The sequence below is a fragment of the Pseudomonas sp. SM4 genome (assembly GCF_051913165.1).
GTDB lineage: Bacteria > Pseudomonadota > Gammaproteobacteria > Pseudomonadales > Pseudomonadaceae > Aquipseudomonas.
In genome coordinates this window covers 68,894-83,566 of the sequence record NZ_JBODOE010000001.1, presented here as the reverse complement: position 1 = coordinate 83,566, position 14,673 = coordinate 68,894, and the positions used below count along the sequence as shown (strand labels likewise).

Sequence of the window (14,673 nt, the reverse complement as noted above, 5' to 3'; positions counted from 1 at the left end):
TTTCAATTTCGTCCGCGAGCCTGACTCGCGCTTCTGTCCCGATATATGGGGCCGCAAAATCAGGCTTCAAGGGCCTTCACGCATTAACCCTACAAAAAAGTGCCGCATTTTCATTCCCTGATGCACTAAGAAGTTTTGCGGTTCAAGCAAATCGAGCTAAGCGAGGGCATTGTCAGGCCGAAACAAAACACTGTATAAATAACCAGACCTAAAGCCTGGGAGCGGCCTTTATGCTGGTGCACCTGTCCGTACATAACTACGCCATCGTCGAACATCTCGATCTCGAACTTGATCGCGGGATGAGCGTGATCACAGGGGAAACCGGTGCCGGCAAGTCGATCATGCTCGACGCCCTCGGCCTGACCCTGGGCGATCGCGCCGACAGCGGCGTGGTTCGCCCGGGCGCCGACAAGGCCGACATCCTTGCAACTTTCGATCTGGTCGACATCCCTGAAGCCAGCGCCTGGCTGGCCGAGCGCGATCTGGACATCGAAGGCCCATGCATCCTGCGCCGGGTCATCACCAGCGAAGGCCGTTCGCGCGGCTACATCAACGGCACGCCCTGCCCGCTTGGCGATCTCAAAGCGTTGGGCGAGTTGCTGATCGATATCCACAGCCAACACGAACACCAGTCACTGCTGAAAACCGATACCCATCGCCGCCTGCTCGACGAATACGCCGGCGCGACCGATCTGGCCCGGCAAGTGCAGCTTGCAGCCCAACGCTGGCGCCAGACTCGTCAGGAACTGGAGCGTCTCTCCAATTCCGGCGACGAACAGCGCGCCCGCCATCAATTGCTCAGCTATCAGCTCGAAGAACTGGAAAACCTCGGCCTCGGCGATAACGAGCTTGAGCAACTGGAGCAGGAACACAAAAACCTGACCAACGCCGAAACCTTGTTGGGCATCTGCCGACAAGTGGTCGAACAATGCAGCGAAAGTGACTCCGGCAATGTCCTGAACGCGCTGACCGCCAGCCTTAATCGACTGTCGAGCGTAAATAATTCCGTCGGTGCATTGGGCGAAGCCAGCAGCCTGCTCACCAGCGCACAAATCCAGGTCGAAGAAGCGGTCGGCGAACTCAACCGCTTCCTCGACAACTTCGATGCCGATCCGGCACGCCTGCAATATCTCGAAGAACGTCTCGACGCTATTTATACGCTGGCGCGCAAACACCGAATCCAGCCAACCGAAGTCGCGGAAATGCAGCAGAAGCTGCTGGATGAAATCGAAACCCTTAACGCCAACGATGAATCCATCGAGCGCTTGGGTGAGGAACTGGCGTCCTACGCTCGTCATTATCAGGAGAAGGCCCGCGAGCTGAGCGATTTGCGCCATCAGGCGGCGGGCAGTCTTGCCAGTGCAGTGGAGCAGGAGATTCAGCGCCTGGGCATGCCCGGCGGGCGATTTACCATTGAACTGCGCGCCAACAGCAGTGACGAACTGCTGCCGAATGGGCTGGAACAGGTTGAATTGCTGGTCAGCGCCAACCCAGGTCAACCGCTTAAAGCACTGGCGAAAGTGGCATCGGGAGGCGAGCTGTCACGGATCAGTCTGGCGATTCAGGTGATAACGGCGCAGACATCGCGCGTGCCTACGCTGGTCTTCGACGAAGTGGACGTGGGGATTGGTGGCCCGACCGCTGAAATTGTCGGTCAACTGCTACGTCGCCTGGGTGATCGCGGCCAGGTTCTGACGGTGACGCACTTGCCGCAAGTGGCGGCGCAGGGGCATCAGCATCTGTTCGTGCACAAAGTCCGTGGCGAACAGGCAACTCACACGGCCGTATCCAAGCTCAGCAAGAACGACCGTATAGAAGAGGTGGCGCGCATGCTCGGCGGCATCGATCTGACCAAGGAATCCCTGGCTCACGCGAAAAAAATGGTTGTCACCGCGAAAGTTTAAGATTCAGAAACAATAGAAAGCACGAAGGCGACCCTTGGGTCGCCTTCGCTCGTTTCGCGAACCTGAAATTCGCGTGACATGCTTACTTTTTCTTGCGGACGTACAGCACCAGGTTGTGATCAACCATCTCAAAGCCATGCTTCTCGACGATCGACTTCTGAAGTTTTTCGATTTCTTCGTCGAAGAACTCGATCACTTCACCGGTTTCCACGTTGACCATATGGTCGTGGTGGCCACCGTCAGCCAGTTCGAATACCGCGTGGCCGCCGTCGAAGTTGTGACGGACCACGAGGCCAGCTGCTTCGAACTGGGTCAGAACACGGTAAACCGTGGCCAGACCGACGTCCTCGCCAGCTTCCATCAACGCCTTGTAGACGTCTTCGGCACTCATGTGACGCTGCTCGGTAGAGTCGAGCATTTGCAGGATCTTGACCCGTGGCAGGGTCACTTTGAGGCCGGCTTTGCGTAGTTCGCTATTTTCAACCATGGTCAGCTTTCTCGCGATGCTGCTTCGCAGCTTCTCTTAATGCGGGTATGATCGGCGTTTACGTTGTCCCAGCCAAGATAGTGGAAGTCGCCCACCGATGCAAAACACCAAGCTCTTGCTAACCAGTTTCACCTTTGTGGGACTGCTCGCACTCGCCGGTTGTTCATTCCCCGGGGTTTACAAAATCGACATCCAGCAGGGCAATGTCGTCACGCAGGACATGATAGACCAGTTACGCCCGGGAATGACCCGGCCGCAAGTACGGTTTATCATGGGTAACCCTCTGCTTGCCGACACGTTCCATGCCGATCGCTGGGATTATCTGTACAGCCTGCAACCGGGTGGCGGTGAACGCCAACAGGAACGCGTCAGCGTTATTTTTAACTCAAACGACCAGCTTGTCAGCCTGTCCGGTGACTTTATGCCGGGCGTCAGCCGTGATGAAGCCATTCTCGGCAAGGACAGTGGCACTTCTGTGACCGCTCCTGCTGAAAACGCCGAGAAGCCAGCACCGGAAAAACCGGTCAAGCCAGGTTCCTTGCTGGATCAGATCCAGAAGGATGTCGATGGTGTGGAAACCGTTCCGGTTCCAACACCAGAGCCGCTGGACACCTCGCCGCAGTAATTGGCGAGGCAATAAAAAACCCGGAAATTCCGGGTTTTTTATTGCCTGGCGTTTAATACTCTTAAAGATTCCGGGCTTTAGCCTCGGCCGCTTTGGCCGCGCGCAGGCGCCGAACCTCTTTCGGATCGGCGAGTAACGGGCGGTAGATCTCGATGCGATCCCCCGCCCGAATCACCTGTGAATCCGGATCAGCAACCACTTTGCCGAAAATACCCAACGGGCATTGCGCCAGATCCAGCTCGGGAAACTTTACGCCAATCCCCGATGCAACGACTGCCGCCCGAACTGTCGCGCCCTCTGCCACGCTGACCGAGCGCAAAACCTGACGATCAACCGCGGCATACACCACTTCTATCTCGATCACCGGCTTAACCATGCATCTGCTTGGCACGCTGGCAGAACGCATCCACCAGCGTATTGGCGGCCTGATTGAACAGCGGCCCCAATGTGGCACGCACCAGCGGCCCGGCGTAATCGAACGACAAGTCCAGGCTGATCTTGCAGGCTTTTTCGTTCAACACCTTGAACACCCAGACGCCGTGCAGTTGATTGAAAGGCCCCTCTTCTAGGTTCATCTCGATCGACTGCCCTGGCACCAACGTATTGCGCGTGACGAAATGCTGGCTGAGCCCGCCCTTCGCCACCCCCACGCTGGCGCGCATGTGCTCGGGCGAGCTTTCCAGCACCTCGGCGGCCGAGCACCACGGCAGAAACTCCGGGTAACGCGCCACGTCGTTGACCAGGTCATAGAGGAATTGCGCCGGGTACGGCAGCAGTGCTGATCGTTGAATATGTGTCGTCATGTAAGCGTTACTTCCAGAGCTGAGCGGCAAACACTACAACAATGCCGATAGGCGCCACGTAGCGCATCAAGAACAAAGACAGGGCAAACAGTGCCGGGTTGCGGATCGACAATTCGTCACGCACCGCCTCACGCCCCATCACCCATCCGGCGAACAATACAAAACACAGGCCACCGAGCGGCAACATGATCCGCGAGGTGAAGAAATCGATCACGCCGAAGAAGTCCAGACCGCTCTGCGCACCCCATTGGTAGAGGTGGAACGCTCCGCCTTCGTTCACGAAAAATTTGGCTTCCTTCCAGATATTGAAGGAGAACACTGTACCCAGACCGACGAACCAGCAGATGAACGCCAACCAGAACGTCACCCAGGCGCGGCTGACTTTCGTGCGCTCAACCAGATAGGCAACCATCGGCTCCAGCAGGGAAATCGCCGAACTCCAGGCTGCAATCGCCACCAGCACAAAGAACACCACGCCCATTAACTGACCGAACGCCACATTACCAAACGCAAATGGCAGGCTGACGAACATCAGGCCAGGTCCTTCGCTAGGATTCAGGCCTCCGGCAAACACGATCGGGAACAACGCCAGACCGGCGACCAGCGAAACAAAGGTATCGAGCAGCGCCACGCCGACAACGGTGCCGGACAGCGAAGCGTTTTTTGGCATGTAAGCGCCGTAGATCATGATCGAACCGACGCCGACGCTCAGCGAGAAGAACGCGTGCCCCATCGCCGGCAGCAAGCCGTCGAGGACTTTTTCCGGGTGGAAGTCGAACATGAAATGCACGCCTTCCATGAAATGCCCGGTGGTCATGCTGTAGCCCAGCAGTACCAGCACCATCACGAACAACAGCGGCATCATGATGCGCAAGCTGCGCTCAAGCCCGGCAACCACGCCTTTGGCGATCACATACGCTGACAGCAGCATAAAAATCGTGTGCCAAAGTGTCAGGCGCCATGGATTGGAGATGACATTGCCGAAATAAGCGCCGACCTGCTCGGCTGTCGCGCCCTGGAAGTCACCGCGCCCCATATCGACGATGTAGTCCAGCGACCAGCCGCCGACCACGCTATAGAAAGACAGGATCAACAATGCCGTGATCATCCCGGCAAATGCGCCCCACGACCACTTGCCCGAGTGCCCGGCTTCCAGCGCCAGCACCTTCAAGGCGTTCGCCGGACTTTGCCGGGCGCGCCGGCCGATCAGGGTTTCAGCGAGCATGACGGGGATGCCGATCAGCGCGATGCACGCCAGAAACATCAGTACAAATGCACCGCCGCCGTAGACCCCGACCATGTACGGGAACTTCCAGATACTACCCAGTCCCACGGCCGAACCGGTCGCGGCGAGTATGAATACCCAGCGGCTAGCCCAACTGCCGTGGACAGAAACCTTGTCTGTCGACATCGTTTATCACGCCCAAGCGTTAGAAAAAGAGGCCGCATTGTCCGGGATTCACTCAACCTGCTCAAGCACGCAGCATCACCGTAGCCGACAGCCGTTTATCTCCATATAATGCCGCCCCTATGGCTAAACAGAAGAAACACCCAACAGGGACCATCGCGCAGAACAAAAAGGCGCGACACGATTACTTCATCGAACATAAGTTCGAGGCTGGTCTGGTCCTGGCCGGCTGGGAAGTAAAAAGTCTGCGGGCAAGCAAGCTACAGCTGGTCGACAGCTATGTCCTGCTCAAGGATGGCGAAGCGTGGCTGCTCGGCAGCCACATCACGCCTCTGATGACCGCAAGCACCCACGTCATCGCCGACCCGGTGCGCACGCGCAAATTGCTGCTCAACCGCCGCGAGCTGGAAAAGCTTGCAGCGATGGTGCAGCAAAAGGGTTACGCCTGCGTCTGCCTGTCCTGGTACTGGAGCAAGCACATGGTCAAGTGCGAGATCGCTCTGGGCAAGGGCAAGAAGGAATACGACAAGCGTGACACCGAGCGCGAGCGCGACGCCGGTCGCGAACTGCAGCGCGCGGTGCGCAACAAGGGCAAAGAAGACTAGTCTTCGCCTTTGAAAGCAAAGATCGCAGCCTTCGGCAGCTCCTACAGGGAAATACATATTCTTGTGTAGGAGCTGCCGCAGGCTGCGATCTTTTGCTTTGAAAAAATCACATCCCCTTGCGCCGCTCCGCCCGAGCCATGCGCTGAACTTCCTGCCGCACCTCTTCCAGCACTTCTTGCACATACAAAATATGTCGACTGGAGACTTCGCGCGCCTGCTCCGCACGTCCTTCAATAATCGCCAGATACAATTCCCGGTGCTGGGTGATCAGCATGTCGCGGGTTTCCGCGCGCTGCTTGTACATGCCGCCAATGTTGGTCACCACGTTGCGCTTGAGCAGATCGAACAGCCCACGGATGGTGTGCAGCAACACCGCGTTATGACTCGCTTCGGCAATTGCCAGGTGGAATTTCGCATCCGCCGCGCCCTCCTCCGCCCGACCGACCTCGTCGTGACGCGAATAGCAGTCCTGCAGTTCTTCAAAGGCTGCGGTCAACCGCTCACGATCGACATCCGTCGCGCGCAATGCGGCGTAATAGGCGCACGATGCCTCCAGAGTATGCCGAAACTCCAGTAGATCGCGCTGCGCTTCGGGGTTGCTTTCGAGCAGCTGCAGCAGCGGATCACTGAACGTCGAGCCCAGGCTTTCGACAACATAGTTGCCACCGCCCTGACGGCTGACCAGCAGACCTTTCGCTGCCAGCTTCTGAATCGCCTCTCGCAACGACGGCCGTGATACGCCGAATTGTTCTGCCAGCGTGCGCTCCGCCGGAAGCCGCTCACCGGACTTCAGCGTGCCCTCAAGGATCATCCCCTCGAGTCGCTCGACAATATCGTCAGACAAACGGCGCTGACGTATCTGATCAAACCCCATAACTCATTTCTCCACGATCCCGACCGCTCGCCGGGCTCTCTATTCTGGCCTATTGGCGCCTCGCCGACACCTACCGGACGCCACTTGCCGAAACCGGATCAGATGCGATCTGCACCGCTGATTCGACAAAAGTTTTAGGGCGACAAATTGACACACCGACATCAAGGCTTTTACCCTAGCCAATAGCGATTGTAAATTGGTCTTACCAATTATCCAAGAACGCTGACAGTGCCTGACCAACAACAATTAGGGGCCACCCCATATGCAAACCTGGCAACAGCTCTATAGCCCGCTCGGCAGTCTCGGCGTGTCCGCACTCGCGGCCGTCATTCCCATCGTGTTCTTTTTTCTCGCCCTGGCGGTGTTCCGCCTCAAAGGCCATGTGGCCGGCAGCATCACCCTCGCCCTGTCGATTGCCGTGGCGATCTTCGCGTTCCAGATGCCGGTCGACATGGCCTTCGCCGCCGCCGGTTACGGGTTCGCCTACGGTCTGTGGCCGATTGCCTGGATCATTGTCGCCGCAGTATTCCTCTACAAACTGACGGTCAAAAGTGGTCAGTTCGAGGTCATTCGCAGTTCGGTGTTATCGATTACTGACGACCAGCGCCTGCAAGTGCTGCTGATCGGTTTTTGCTTCGGCGCGTTCCTGGAAGGTGCTGCCGGTTTCGGCGCGCCAGTGGCAATTACCGCCGCACTTCTCGTCGGCCTGGGCTTCAACCCGCTGTACGCCGCCGGCCTGTGCCTGATCGCCAACACCGCACCGGTGGCGTTCGGCGCACTGGGGATTCCGATCATCGTCGCAGGCCAAGTCACCGGCATCGACGCCTTCAAGATCGGCGCCATGACCGGCCGCCAACTACCGCTGCTGTCGTTGTTCGTGCCGTTCTGGTTGATTTTCATGATGGATGGTCTGCGCGGCGTGCGTGAAACCTGGCCGGCCGCACTGGTTGCCGGCTTGAGTTTCGCCATCACTCAGTACTTCACGTCCAACTTCATCGGCCCGGAATTGCCGGACATCACCTCGGCGCTGGCCAGCCTGGTCTCGCTTACCCTGTTCCTGAAAATCTGGCAGCCAAAACGCACCGCCGGCGCGCAAATCGCTGGCGCCACGTCGAGCGCAGCGATTACCGCCAGCGTCGGCGGTTTCGGCCAGAAACGCACCACTGTGGCTTCGCCTTACAGCCTCGGGGAAATTTTCAAGGCCTGGTCGCCGTTCCTGATCCTCACCGTGCTGGTAACCATCTGGACGCTGAAACCTTTCAAGGCGATGTTCGCCGCGGGCGGCTCGATGTACAGCTGGGTGTTCAACTTCGCGATTCCACACCTTGATCAACTGGTGATTAAAACTGCACCGATTGTTGCTGCTCCGACCGCCATCCCTGCGGTGTTCAAACTCGATCCGATTTCCGCGACCGGCACGGCGATTTTCTTCTCCGCACTGATCTCGATGCTGGTGCTGAGGATCAATTTCAAAATTGGTATTACCACTTTGAAAGAAACCTTCTACGAACTGCGCTGGCCAATTCTGTCCATCGGCATGGTGTTGGCATTTGCCTTCGTCACCAACTATTCCGGCATGTCGTCGACCTTGGCACTGGTGCTGGCCGGTACGGGCGCGGCGTTTCCGTTCTTCTCGCCGTTTCTCGGCTGGCTGGGCGTGTTCCTCACCGGTTCCGATACGTCATCCAACGCGCTGTTCAGTTCGCTGCAAGCGACCACGGCACACCAGATCGGCGTCAACGACACCCTGCTGGTCGCAGCGAATACCAGCGGCGGCGTGACCGGCAAGATGATCTCGCCACAATCGATCGCCGTGGCCTGCGCCGCGACCGGCCTGGTGGGCAAAGAATCGGATCTGTTCCGCTTCACCCTCAAGCACAGCCTATTCTTTGCAACGATTGTCGGTCTGATCACTCTGGCTCAGGCCTACTGGTTGACCGGCATGCTGGTGCATTAAACCGATAAGAAATAGAGAAAAAACCGACGCCGGTTCGTGATGCCGGCGTCAGCAATTCACCACCCGGTCTGTAAGGCTGCTGAAAGCAACGTTCTCTATATTCAGCAGCCGCAACAGACGGATAACCGGGCCCACCCGGAGACACGCCTGATGAGCGAGCTTTTTTACAACGCTGTGCCGAACGCGACCCGCGTGGCACCGCCACTGCCCGAACCTCGGCAATACCCCAGCGAAAAACCATCGCGGGTGTACCTGTTCGGCACGTGCGTGGTCGACCTGTTCTACCCCGAGGCCGGGATGGACGCGATCCACTTGCTGGAGCGCGAAGGGATCCGGGTCGAGTACCCGCAAGGGCAGAGCTGCTGCGGCCAACCGGCCTACACCTCGGGTTACACCGAGCAGGCACGGACGGTAGCGCGCTCGCAACTGGCGCTGTTTGCCGGCGATTATCCGGTGGTGGTGCCGTCAGGTTCCTGCGCCGGCATGCTGCGCGAACATTACGCCGACTTGTTCAAGGACGAGCCGGACACGTTGAAACAGGTTCAGGCCCTCGCGGCCCGCACCTACGAACTGGCCGAGTTCCTGTTGTTTGTCTGCAAGGTGCAGCTCAAGGACAGCGGCGAACCGGTCAAAGTCGCCCTGCACACTTCGTGTTCGGCACGCCGCGAAATGAACACCCACCTGCACGGCCGCGAGTTGTTGGCGCAGTTGAGCAACGTGGAACGGGTCAACCATGACCACGAAAGCGAATGCTGTGGCTTCGGCGGAACATTCAGCGTCCGTATGCCAGACATTTCCGGCGCGATGGTGGCTGACAAGACCCGTTCGCTGAAGGAATCCGGCGCGCATCAGGTCTTGAGCGCCGATTGTGGCTGTTTGATGAACATCAACGGCGCATTGGAGAAACAAAAAGAAACGCTACGCGGGCAACATCTCGCCAGCTTTCTGTGGCAACGAACCGGAGGTGCGCAATGAGCACTTCCGCGATTATCCCTACGGTCGCCGTAGAAGAAGATTTCCGCACCCGGGCGCACAACGCCTTGGGTGATCAGCAGTTGCGGAACAACTTCCGTACTGCGATGGATTCATTGATGACCAAACGGGCAGCTGCTTTCAGCGATGCCCACGAAAGAGAACACTTGCGTGCTCTGGGCAACTCGATCAGAGCCCGCGCGCTCTCCAAGTTGCCCGAGCTGCTCGAGCAACTGGAAACAAACCTGACCCGCAACGGTGTGACAGTGCACTGGGCGGAAACGGTGGACGAGGCCAATGGCATCGTCTTATCGATCATCCGCGCTCACGAGGCGCGGCAAGTGATCAAGGGCAAATCGATGGTCAGCGAAGAGATGGAGATGAACCATTTCCTCGAGGCTCAAGGCATTGAATGCCTGGAGTCCGACATGGGGGAATACATCGTCCAGCTCGACCACGAGAAGCCTTCACACATCATTATGCCGGCGATCCACAAGAATGCCGGTCAGGTCGCGTCCTTGTTCCACGACAAACTTGGCGTGGAATACACCAAGGACGTTGACCAACTCATTCAAATCGGTCGCAAAGTATTGCGGCAGAAATTCTTCGAAGCGGACATCGGCGTCTCCGGTGTCAACTTCGCCGTGGCAGAAACCGGCACCCTGCTGCTGGTGGAAAACGAAGGCAACGGTCGCATGACCACCACCGTGCCGCCGGTGCACATCGCCGTCACCGGCATCGAAAAAGTCGTGGAAAACCTGCGCGACGTGGTGCCGTTATTGTCCCTGCTGACCCGCTCGGCACTCGGCCAACCAATCACGACCTACGTCAACATGATCTCCGGCCCGCGCAAGGAGCACGAACTCGACGGACCGCAGGAAGTGCATCTGGTACTGCTCGACAACGGTCGCAGCCAGGCCTTTGCCGACAGTGAATTGCGCCAGACCTTGAACTGCATCCGCTGCGGCGCCTGCATGAACCATTGCCCGGTATACACCCGCGTCGGTGGTCACACTTATGGCGAGGTGTATCCGGGGCCGATTGGCAAAATCATCACGCCGCACATGGTCGGTCTGGCAAAAGTCCCGGATCACCCGAGCGCGTCATCGCTGTGCGGCGCCTGCGGCGAAGTGTGCCCGGTAAAAATTCCTATTCCGGCGATCCTGCGGCGCCTGCGCGAAGAAAACGTCAAAGCCCCCGACAGCCCGCACCAAGTGATGCGCGGTCAGGGCAGCAAATATTCGCGCAAGGAACGCTTTATCTGGAACGCCTGGGCCAGGCTCAATAGCTCGCCAACCTTGTATCGATTGTTCGGATTCTTCGCCACGCGCCTGCGGGCACTGACGCCAAGCAACGTCGGCCCGTGGACGCAAAATCACAGCGCGCCAAAACCCGCCGCCCGCTCACTGCACGACATGGCCCGCGAGCATCTGGCCAAACAGGGAGATCGCTGATGAGCGCCAAAGAAAATATCCTCGGCAAACTGCGCAAAAGTCTGACGGGCGCCACGCCGATTGCCGACGACTTCGATGTCGATCTGGTGACGCGGCCTTACACCTACACTGCCGAACAACGCATCCCACAACTGCGCAAATTGATGGAAGCGGTGCACACCGAAATCCACCTGACCTCCGGCGAAGAATGGCCGGCGCTTCTCGCGCAATTGCTGCGCGATCGTCAGTTGCCGAGCCTGTTGATCGCGCCGACTACTGGCCACGGGCAGAAAATCGCACAGCACTGGGCGAACAATCCTGATCTGCCGACGCTGAAATCCTACGATCGGCCGATGGAAGAATGGAAAGCCGAGCTGTTCAACGACACCCCGGCCAGCCTCACCGGCACCCTCGGTGCCATCGCCGCCACCGGCAGCCTGATCATGTGGCCAACCCGCGAAGAACCACGGCTAATGAGTCTGGTGCCGCCGGTGCATTTCGCGCTGCTCAAGGCCAGCGAAATCCGCGACAACTTTTATCAGGTTCAACAGGAATTCGAATGGGCCCAAGGCATGCCGACCAATGCGTTGCTGGTGTCCGGCCCTTCAAAAACCGCCGACATTGAACAAGTCTTGGCCTACGGCGCTCATGGCCCGAAAGACCTCGTGGTGCTGATTCTGGAGGACCAATGACGCTGCCAGTGAATTTCCTGCGTGATGCGCAGCAACTGATTCCGGCCGAGCGCCGTTTTGATGATCCGTTATCGACGCTGGCCTTCGGCACTGATGCGAGTTTTTATCGGCTGATTCCGCAGTTGGTGATCCGCGTTGAATCTGAAGACGAAGTGGTTGCGCTGCTGAAACTGGCTCAACGTGACCACGTCCCGGTGACGTTCCGTGCGGCGGGTACCAGCCTGTCAGGTCAGGCAATCAGCGACTCGGTGCTGATTGTGCTTGGGGATAACTGGAACGCTCGCGAGATTCGTGGCCAAGGTACGCAAATCCGCCTGCAACCGGGCGTGATCGGTGCGCAAGCCAACGCGTGGCTGGCGCCGTTCGGGCGCAAGATCGGCCCGGATCCGGCGTCGATCAACGCCTGCAAAATCGGCGGCATCGTTGCCAACAACGCCAGCGGCATGTGTTGCGGCACTGCGCAAAACACTTATCACACGCTGGCCGGGATTCGTCTGGTGCTGGCCGATGGCACGCGCCTGGATACTGAAGACGCGACGAGTGTTGCGGCATTTCACGCCAGCCACGGCGAACTGCTCGAACGCTTGGCGACTTTAGGCCGAGAGACCCGCGCCAACGCCGAACTGGCTGCACGAATCCGCCACAAATACCGTCTGAAAAATACCACCGGCCTGTCACTCAACGCCCTGGTGGATTTCGATGAGCCTGTGGATATCTTGAGCCACCTGCTGGTCGGCTCCGAAGGCACGCTCGGCTTCATCAGCGCGGTAACTTACGACACGGTGATTGATCACCCGAACAAAGCCTCGGCGCTGATCGTCTTCCCGGATGTGGAAACCTGCTGCAACGCGGTTACCGTGCTGAAAAGCCAACCAGTGTCCGCCGTAGAACTGCTGGATCGCCGCAGTCTGCGCTCGGTGCAAGACAAACCGGGTATGCCCGCTTTCGTACAACAGCTGTCGAACAATGCCTGCGCATTGCTCATCGAATCCCGCGCCGCGTCTTCCACTTTGTTGCAGGAACAACTGGCGCAGATCATGGCCTCGCTCAGTGGTTTCCCAGTGGAGAAGCAGGTCGACTTCAGCGAAGACCCTGCCGAAAACGCCAAGCTTTGGGCGATCCGCAAGGACACCTTCCCCGCCGTTGGCGCCGTGCGCAAAACCGGCACCACGGTGATAATCGAAGACGTGACCTTCCCGGTCGAGCAATTGGCGATTGGCGTAAATCGCTTGATCGAACTGTTCGAAAAACATTCCTACGACGAAGCGATCCTTTTCGGACATGCACTGGAAGGCAATCTGCATTTTGTCTTCACCCAAGGCTTCAACAACCCGGAAGAAGTCGCACGCTATCAAGCGTTCATGGACGACGTCGCGCAACTGGTGGCGGTGGAATTCGGCGGCTCGCTGAAAGCTGAACACGGCACCGGGCGCAACATGGCGCCGTTCGTGGAACTGGAATGGGGCAGCGACGCCTATCAACTGATGTGGCAGCTCAAACGTCTGCTCGACCCGAATGGCATTCTCAATCCGGACGTGGTGCTCAGCGAAGATCCACAGATCCATCTCAAACATCTGAAACCGCTGCCGGCGGCCGACGAGATTGTCGATAAGTGCATCGAGTGCGGCTTCTGCGAACCGGTTTGCCCGTCGAAGGGCCTGACCCTGAGCCCGCGTCAGCGCATCGTGATCTGGCGCGATATTCAGGCGAAAAAACGTGCCGGCGTCGACACCACCGAACTGGAAAAAGCCTACGAATACCAAGGCATCGAAACCTGCGCCGCCACCGGTCTCTGCGCACAACGTTGTCCTGTAGGCATCAACACCGGCGAGCTGGTGAAAAAGCTCCGTGGCCGACACGCAACGCATCAGAAAACCGCTGACTGGATTGAAGGAAATTTCGCCAAGACTCTGCAGGGCGCACGCTTCACTCTGCACGTGGCTAACGGTGCGCGGATGATGCTCGGCGCGCCGCGTCTGGCGAAACTTTCGGCAACACTGACACGCTTGTCCAAAGGCCAGGTGCCGCTGTGGACAAATGCGATGCCTCAGCCGGAGAAAGCCATTCGCTTCAGCCCGAGCGTGTCAGACGAACGCCCGCGTGTGGTGTATCTGGCCGCGTGTGTATCACGGGTCATGGGGCCGGCGGCGGGGGATAAAGAGCAGATGTCGCTCTACGACAAAACCCGTGGCCTGCTGGAAAAGGCCGGTTACCAAGTGGTCTTCCCGGACAATCAGGACAACCTCTGCTGCGGTCAGCCCTTCGCCTCAAAAGGCTACGCCGAGCAAGCCGAACACAAGCGGCAGGAGTTGATCAGCGCTTTGCTCCACGCCAGTCGCGGCGGTCTCGATCCGATCTACTGCGACACCAGTCCGTGCACCTTGCGGCTGGTGCAGGACGTAGGAGAAACCCGTCTGGATCTGTACGACCCGGTGCGTTTCATCCGTACGCACCTTCTCGATCGACTCGACTTCACTCCGCAAGACGCACCGATTGCCGTGCACGTAACCTGCAGCACTCAGCACTTGGGCGAAAGCCAGGCGTTGATCGATCTGGCGCGCAAGTGCAGCAAAACCGTGGTGATCCCGGAAGGTATTCATTGCTGCGGATTTGCCGGTGACAAGGGTTTCACCACGCCGGAGTTGAACAGCCATTCACTGCGCACCTTGAAGGACGCGGTGGAGCATTGCAGCGAAGGTATTTCCACCAGCCGCACCTGCGAAATCGGCCTGACGCAACACGGCGGAATCGACTATCACGGCCTGGTTTATCTGGTTGATCGAGTCACTCAGGCGAAGGCCAACTGAAGAAAATCAGAACCCTTGCGCAAGACCGCAGTCCACAGAACAGGCCCCGAACACTCGGGGCCGTTCCTTCTTTCGGTGACCGGCGCTCAGGGTCAGCGAAGTCTGG

At 58.5% G+C, this 14,673-nt stretch carries 13 protein-coding genes; 8 read left to right on the top strand and 5 right to left on the bottom strand.

Translation table 11 applies throughout. The annotated features are described in order from the left end of the window. Positions 1-230: 230 nt before the first annotated feature. On the top strand, positions 231-1,904 hold the full coding sequence (recN, locus tag ACQ4MY_RS00360; protein ID WP_008088311.1) for a DNA repair protein RecN: 1,674 nt from the start codon (positions 231-233) through the stop codon (positions 1,902-1,904). A gap of 82 nt (positions 1,905-1,986) precedes the next feature. Here the strand turns inward: recN and fur are convergent, their stop codons facing one another. Continuing rightward, positions 1,987-2,391, bottom strand: a complete 405-nt coding sequence (gene fur, locus ACQ4MY_RS00355; protein WP_008088309.1) for a ferric iron uptake transcriptional regulator — start codon at positions 2,389-2,391, stop codon at positions 1,987-1,989. A gap of 97 nt (positions 2,392-2,488) precedes the next feature. Here fur and ACQ4MY_RS00350 point away from each other — a divergent pair, with 97 nt between their 5' ends. Then, a complete protein-coding gene (locus tag ACQ4MY_RS00350) occupies positions 2,489-3,016 on the top strand; it encodes an outer membrane protein assembly factor BamE (RefSeq protein ID WP_008088307.1) in 528 nt (175 codons plus the stop codon). 61 nt (positions 3,017-3,077) lie between these two features. Here the strand turns inward: ACQ4MY_RS00350 and ACQ4MY_RS00345 are convergent, their stop codons facing one another. From ACQ4MY_RS00345 to ACQ4MY_RS00335, 3 genes are read right to left on the bottom strand one after another with little or no spacing between them, the layout of a single operon-like run. Then, on the bottom strand, positions 3,078-3,392 hold the full coding sequence (locus tag ACQ4MY_RS00345) for an RnfH family protein (RefSeq protein ID WP_440093119.1): 315 nt from the start codon (positions 3,390-3,392) through the stop codon (positions 3,078-3,080). Continuing rightward, positions 3,385-3,819, bottom strand: a complete 435-nt coding sequence (locus ACQ4MY_RS00340; RefSeq protein WP_008088301.1) for a type II toxin-antitoxin system RatA family toxin — start codon at positions 3,817-3,819, stop codon at positions 3,385-3,387. Before ACQ4MY_RS00340 ends, ACQ4MY_RS00345 begins: the two co-directional genes overlap by 8 nt. Positions 3,820-3,826: 7 nt before the next feature. After that, positions 3,827-5,230 carry a sodium-dependent transporter gene (locus ACQ4MY_RS00335; RefSeq protein ID WP_158830198.1) on the bottom strand — a complete coding sequence of 468 codons (1,404 nt, stop codon included), beginning with the start codon at positions 5,228-5,230 and terminating at the stop codon, positions 3,827-3,829. A gap of 119 nt (positions 5,231-5,349) precedes the next feature. On the opposite strand from ACQ4MY_RS00335, the gene smpB reads away from it, so the two are divergent. Beyond that, entirely contained in the window at positions 5,350-5,832 is a 483-nt protein-coding gene (smpB, locus tag ACQ4MY_RS00330; RefSeq protein ID WP_008088297.1) for an SsrA-binding protein SmpB, read from the top strand. A 106-nt stretch (positions 5,833-5,938) separates the two neighbouring features. On the opposite strand, the gene ACQ4MY_RS00325 is transcribed toward smpB, so the two are convergent. Next, the gene (locus ACQ4MY_RS00325) at positions 5,939-6,706 is read right to left on the bottom strand and encodes an FCD domain-containing protein (protein ID WP_008088295.1); all 768 of its coding nucleotides are present in this window, start codon (positions 6,704-6,706) and stop codon (positions 5,939-5,941) included. A gap of 262 nt (positions 6,707-6,968) precedes the next feature. On the opposite strand from ACQ4MY_RS00325, the gene ACQ4MY_RS00320 reads away from it, so the two are divergent. From ACQ4MY_RS00320 to ACQ4MY_RS00300, 5 genes are all read left to right on the top strand, one after another. Continuing rightward, positions 6,969-8,663: a lactate permease LctP family transporter gene (locus ACQ4MY_RS00320; protein ID WP_440093116.1), complete on the top strand. Its 1,695-nt coding sequence runs from the start codon at positions 6,969-6,971 to the stop codon at positions 8,661-8,663. A 150-nt stretch (positions 8,664-8,813) separates the two neighbouring features. Continuing rightward, positions 8,814-9,638 (top strand): (Fe-S)-binding protein, encoded by an 825-nt coding sequence (locus ACQ4MY_RS00315; protein ID WP_158830196.1) that lies wholly within the window; start codon positions 8,814-8,816, stop codon positions 9,636-9,638. Continuing rightward, complete coding sequence (locus ACQ4MY_RS00310) at positions 9,635-11,089, top strand: LutB/LldF family L-lactate oxidation iron-sulfur protein (protein ID WP_158830195.1); 1,455 nt, start codon at positions 9,635-9,637, stop codon at positions 11,087-11,089. The genes ACQ4MY_RS00315 and ACQ4MY_RS00310 overlap by 4 nt, the downstream gene beginning before the upstream one ends. Beyond that, positions 11,089-11,760, top strand: a complete 672-nt coding sequence (locus ACQ4MY_RS00305) for a LutC/YkgG family protein (protein WP_440093113.1) — start codon at positions 11,089-11,091, stop codon at positions 11,758-11,760. Before ACQ4MY_RS00310 ends, ACQ4MY_RS00305 begins: the two co-directional genes overlap by 1 nt. Then, positions 11,757-14,567, top strand: a complete 2,811-nt coding sequence (locus ACQ4MY_RS00300) for an FAD-binding and (Fe-S)-binding domain-containing protein (RefSeq protein WP_440093112.1) — start codon at positions 11,757-11,759, stop codon at positions 14,565-14,567. The genes ACQ4MY_RS00305 and ACQ4MY_RS00300 overlap by 4 nt, the downstream gene beginning before the upstream one ends. Positions 14,568-14,673 lie beyond the last annotated feature (106 nt).

Coding starts and splice junctions, on each gene's coding strand:
- recN (WP_008088311.1), top strand. CDS start 231: ATGCTGGTGCACCTGTCCGTACATAACTACGCCATCGTCGAACATCTC.
- fur (WP_008088309.1), bottom strand. CDS start 2,391: ATGGTTGAAAATAGCGAACTACGCAAAGCCGGCCTCAAAGTGACCCTG.
- ACQ4MY_RS00350 (WP_008088307.1), top strand. CDS start 2,489: ATGCAAAACACCAAGCTCTTGCTAACCAGTTTCACCTTTGTGGGACTG.
- ACQ4MY_RS00345 (WP_440093119.1), bottom strand. CDS start 3,392: ATGGTTAAGCCGGTGATCGAGATAGAAGTGGTGTATGCCGCGGTTGAT.
- ACQ4MY_RS00340 (WP_008088301.1), bottom strand. CDS start 3,819: ATGACGACACATATTCAACGATCAGCACTGCTGCCGTACCCGGCGCAA.
- ACQ4MY_RS00335 (WP_158830198.1), bottom strand. CDS start 5,230: ATGTCGACAGACAAGGTTTCTGTCCACGGCAGTTGGGCTAGCCGCTGG.
- smpB (WP_008088297.1), top strand. CDS start 5,350: ATGGCTAAACAGAAGAAACACCCAACAGGGACCATCGCGCAGAACAAA.
- ACQ4MY_RS00325 (WP_008088295.1), bottom strand. CDS start 6,706: ATGGGGTTTGATCAGATACGTCAGCGCCGTTTGTCTGACGATATTGTC.
- ACQ4MY_RS00320 (WP_440093116.1), top strand. CDS start 6,969: ATGCAAACCTGGCAACAGCTCTATAGCCCGCTCGGCAGTCTCGGCGTG.
- ACQ4MY_RS00315 (WP_158830196.1), top strand. CDS start 8,814: ATGAGCGAGCTTTTTTACAACGCTGTGCCGAACGCGACCCGCGTGGCA.
- ACQ4MY_RS00310 (WP_158830195.1), top strand. CDS start 9,635: ATGAGCACTTCCGCGATTATCCCTACGGTCGCCGTAGAAGAAGATTTC.
- ACQ4MY_RS00305 (WP_440093113.1), top strand. CDS start 11,089: ATGAGCGCCAAAGAAAATATCCTCGGCAAACTGCGCAAAAGTCTGACG.
- ACQ4MY_RS00300 (WP_440093112.1), top strand. CDS start 11,757: ATGACGCTGCCAGTGAATTTCCTGCGTGATGCGCAGCAACTGATTCCG.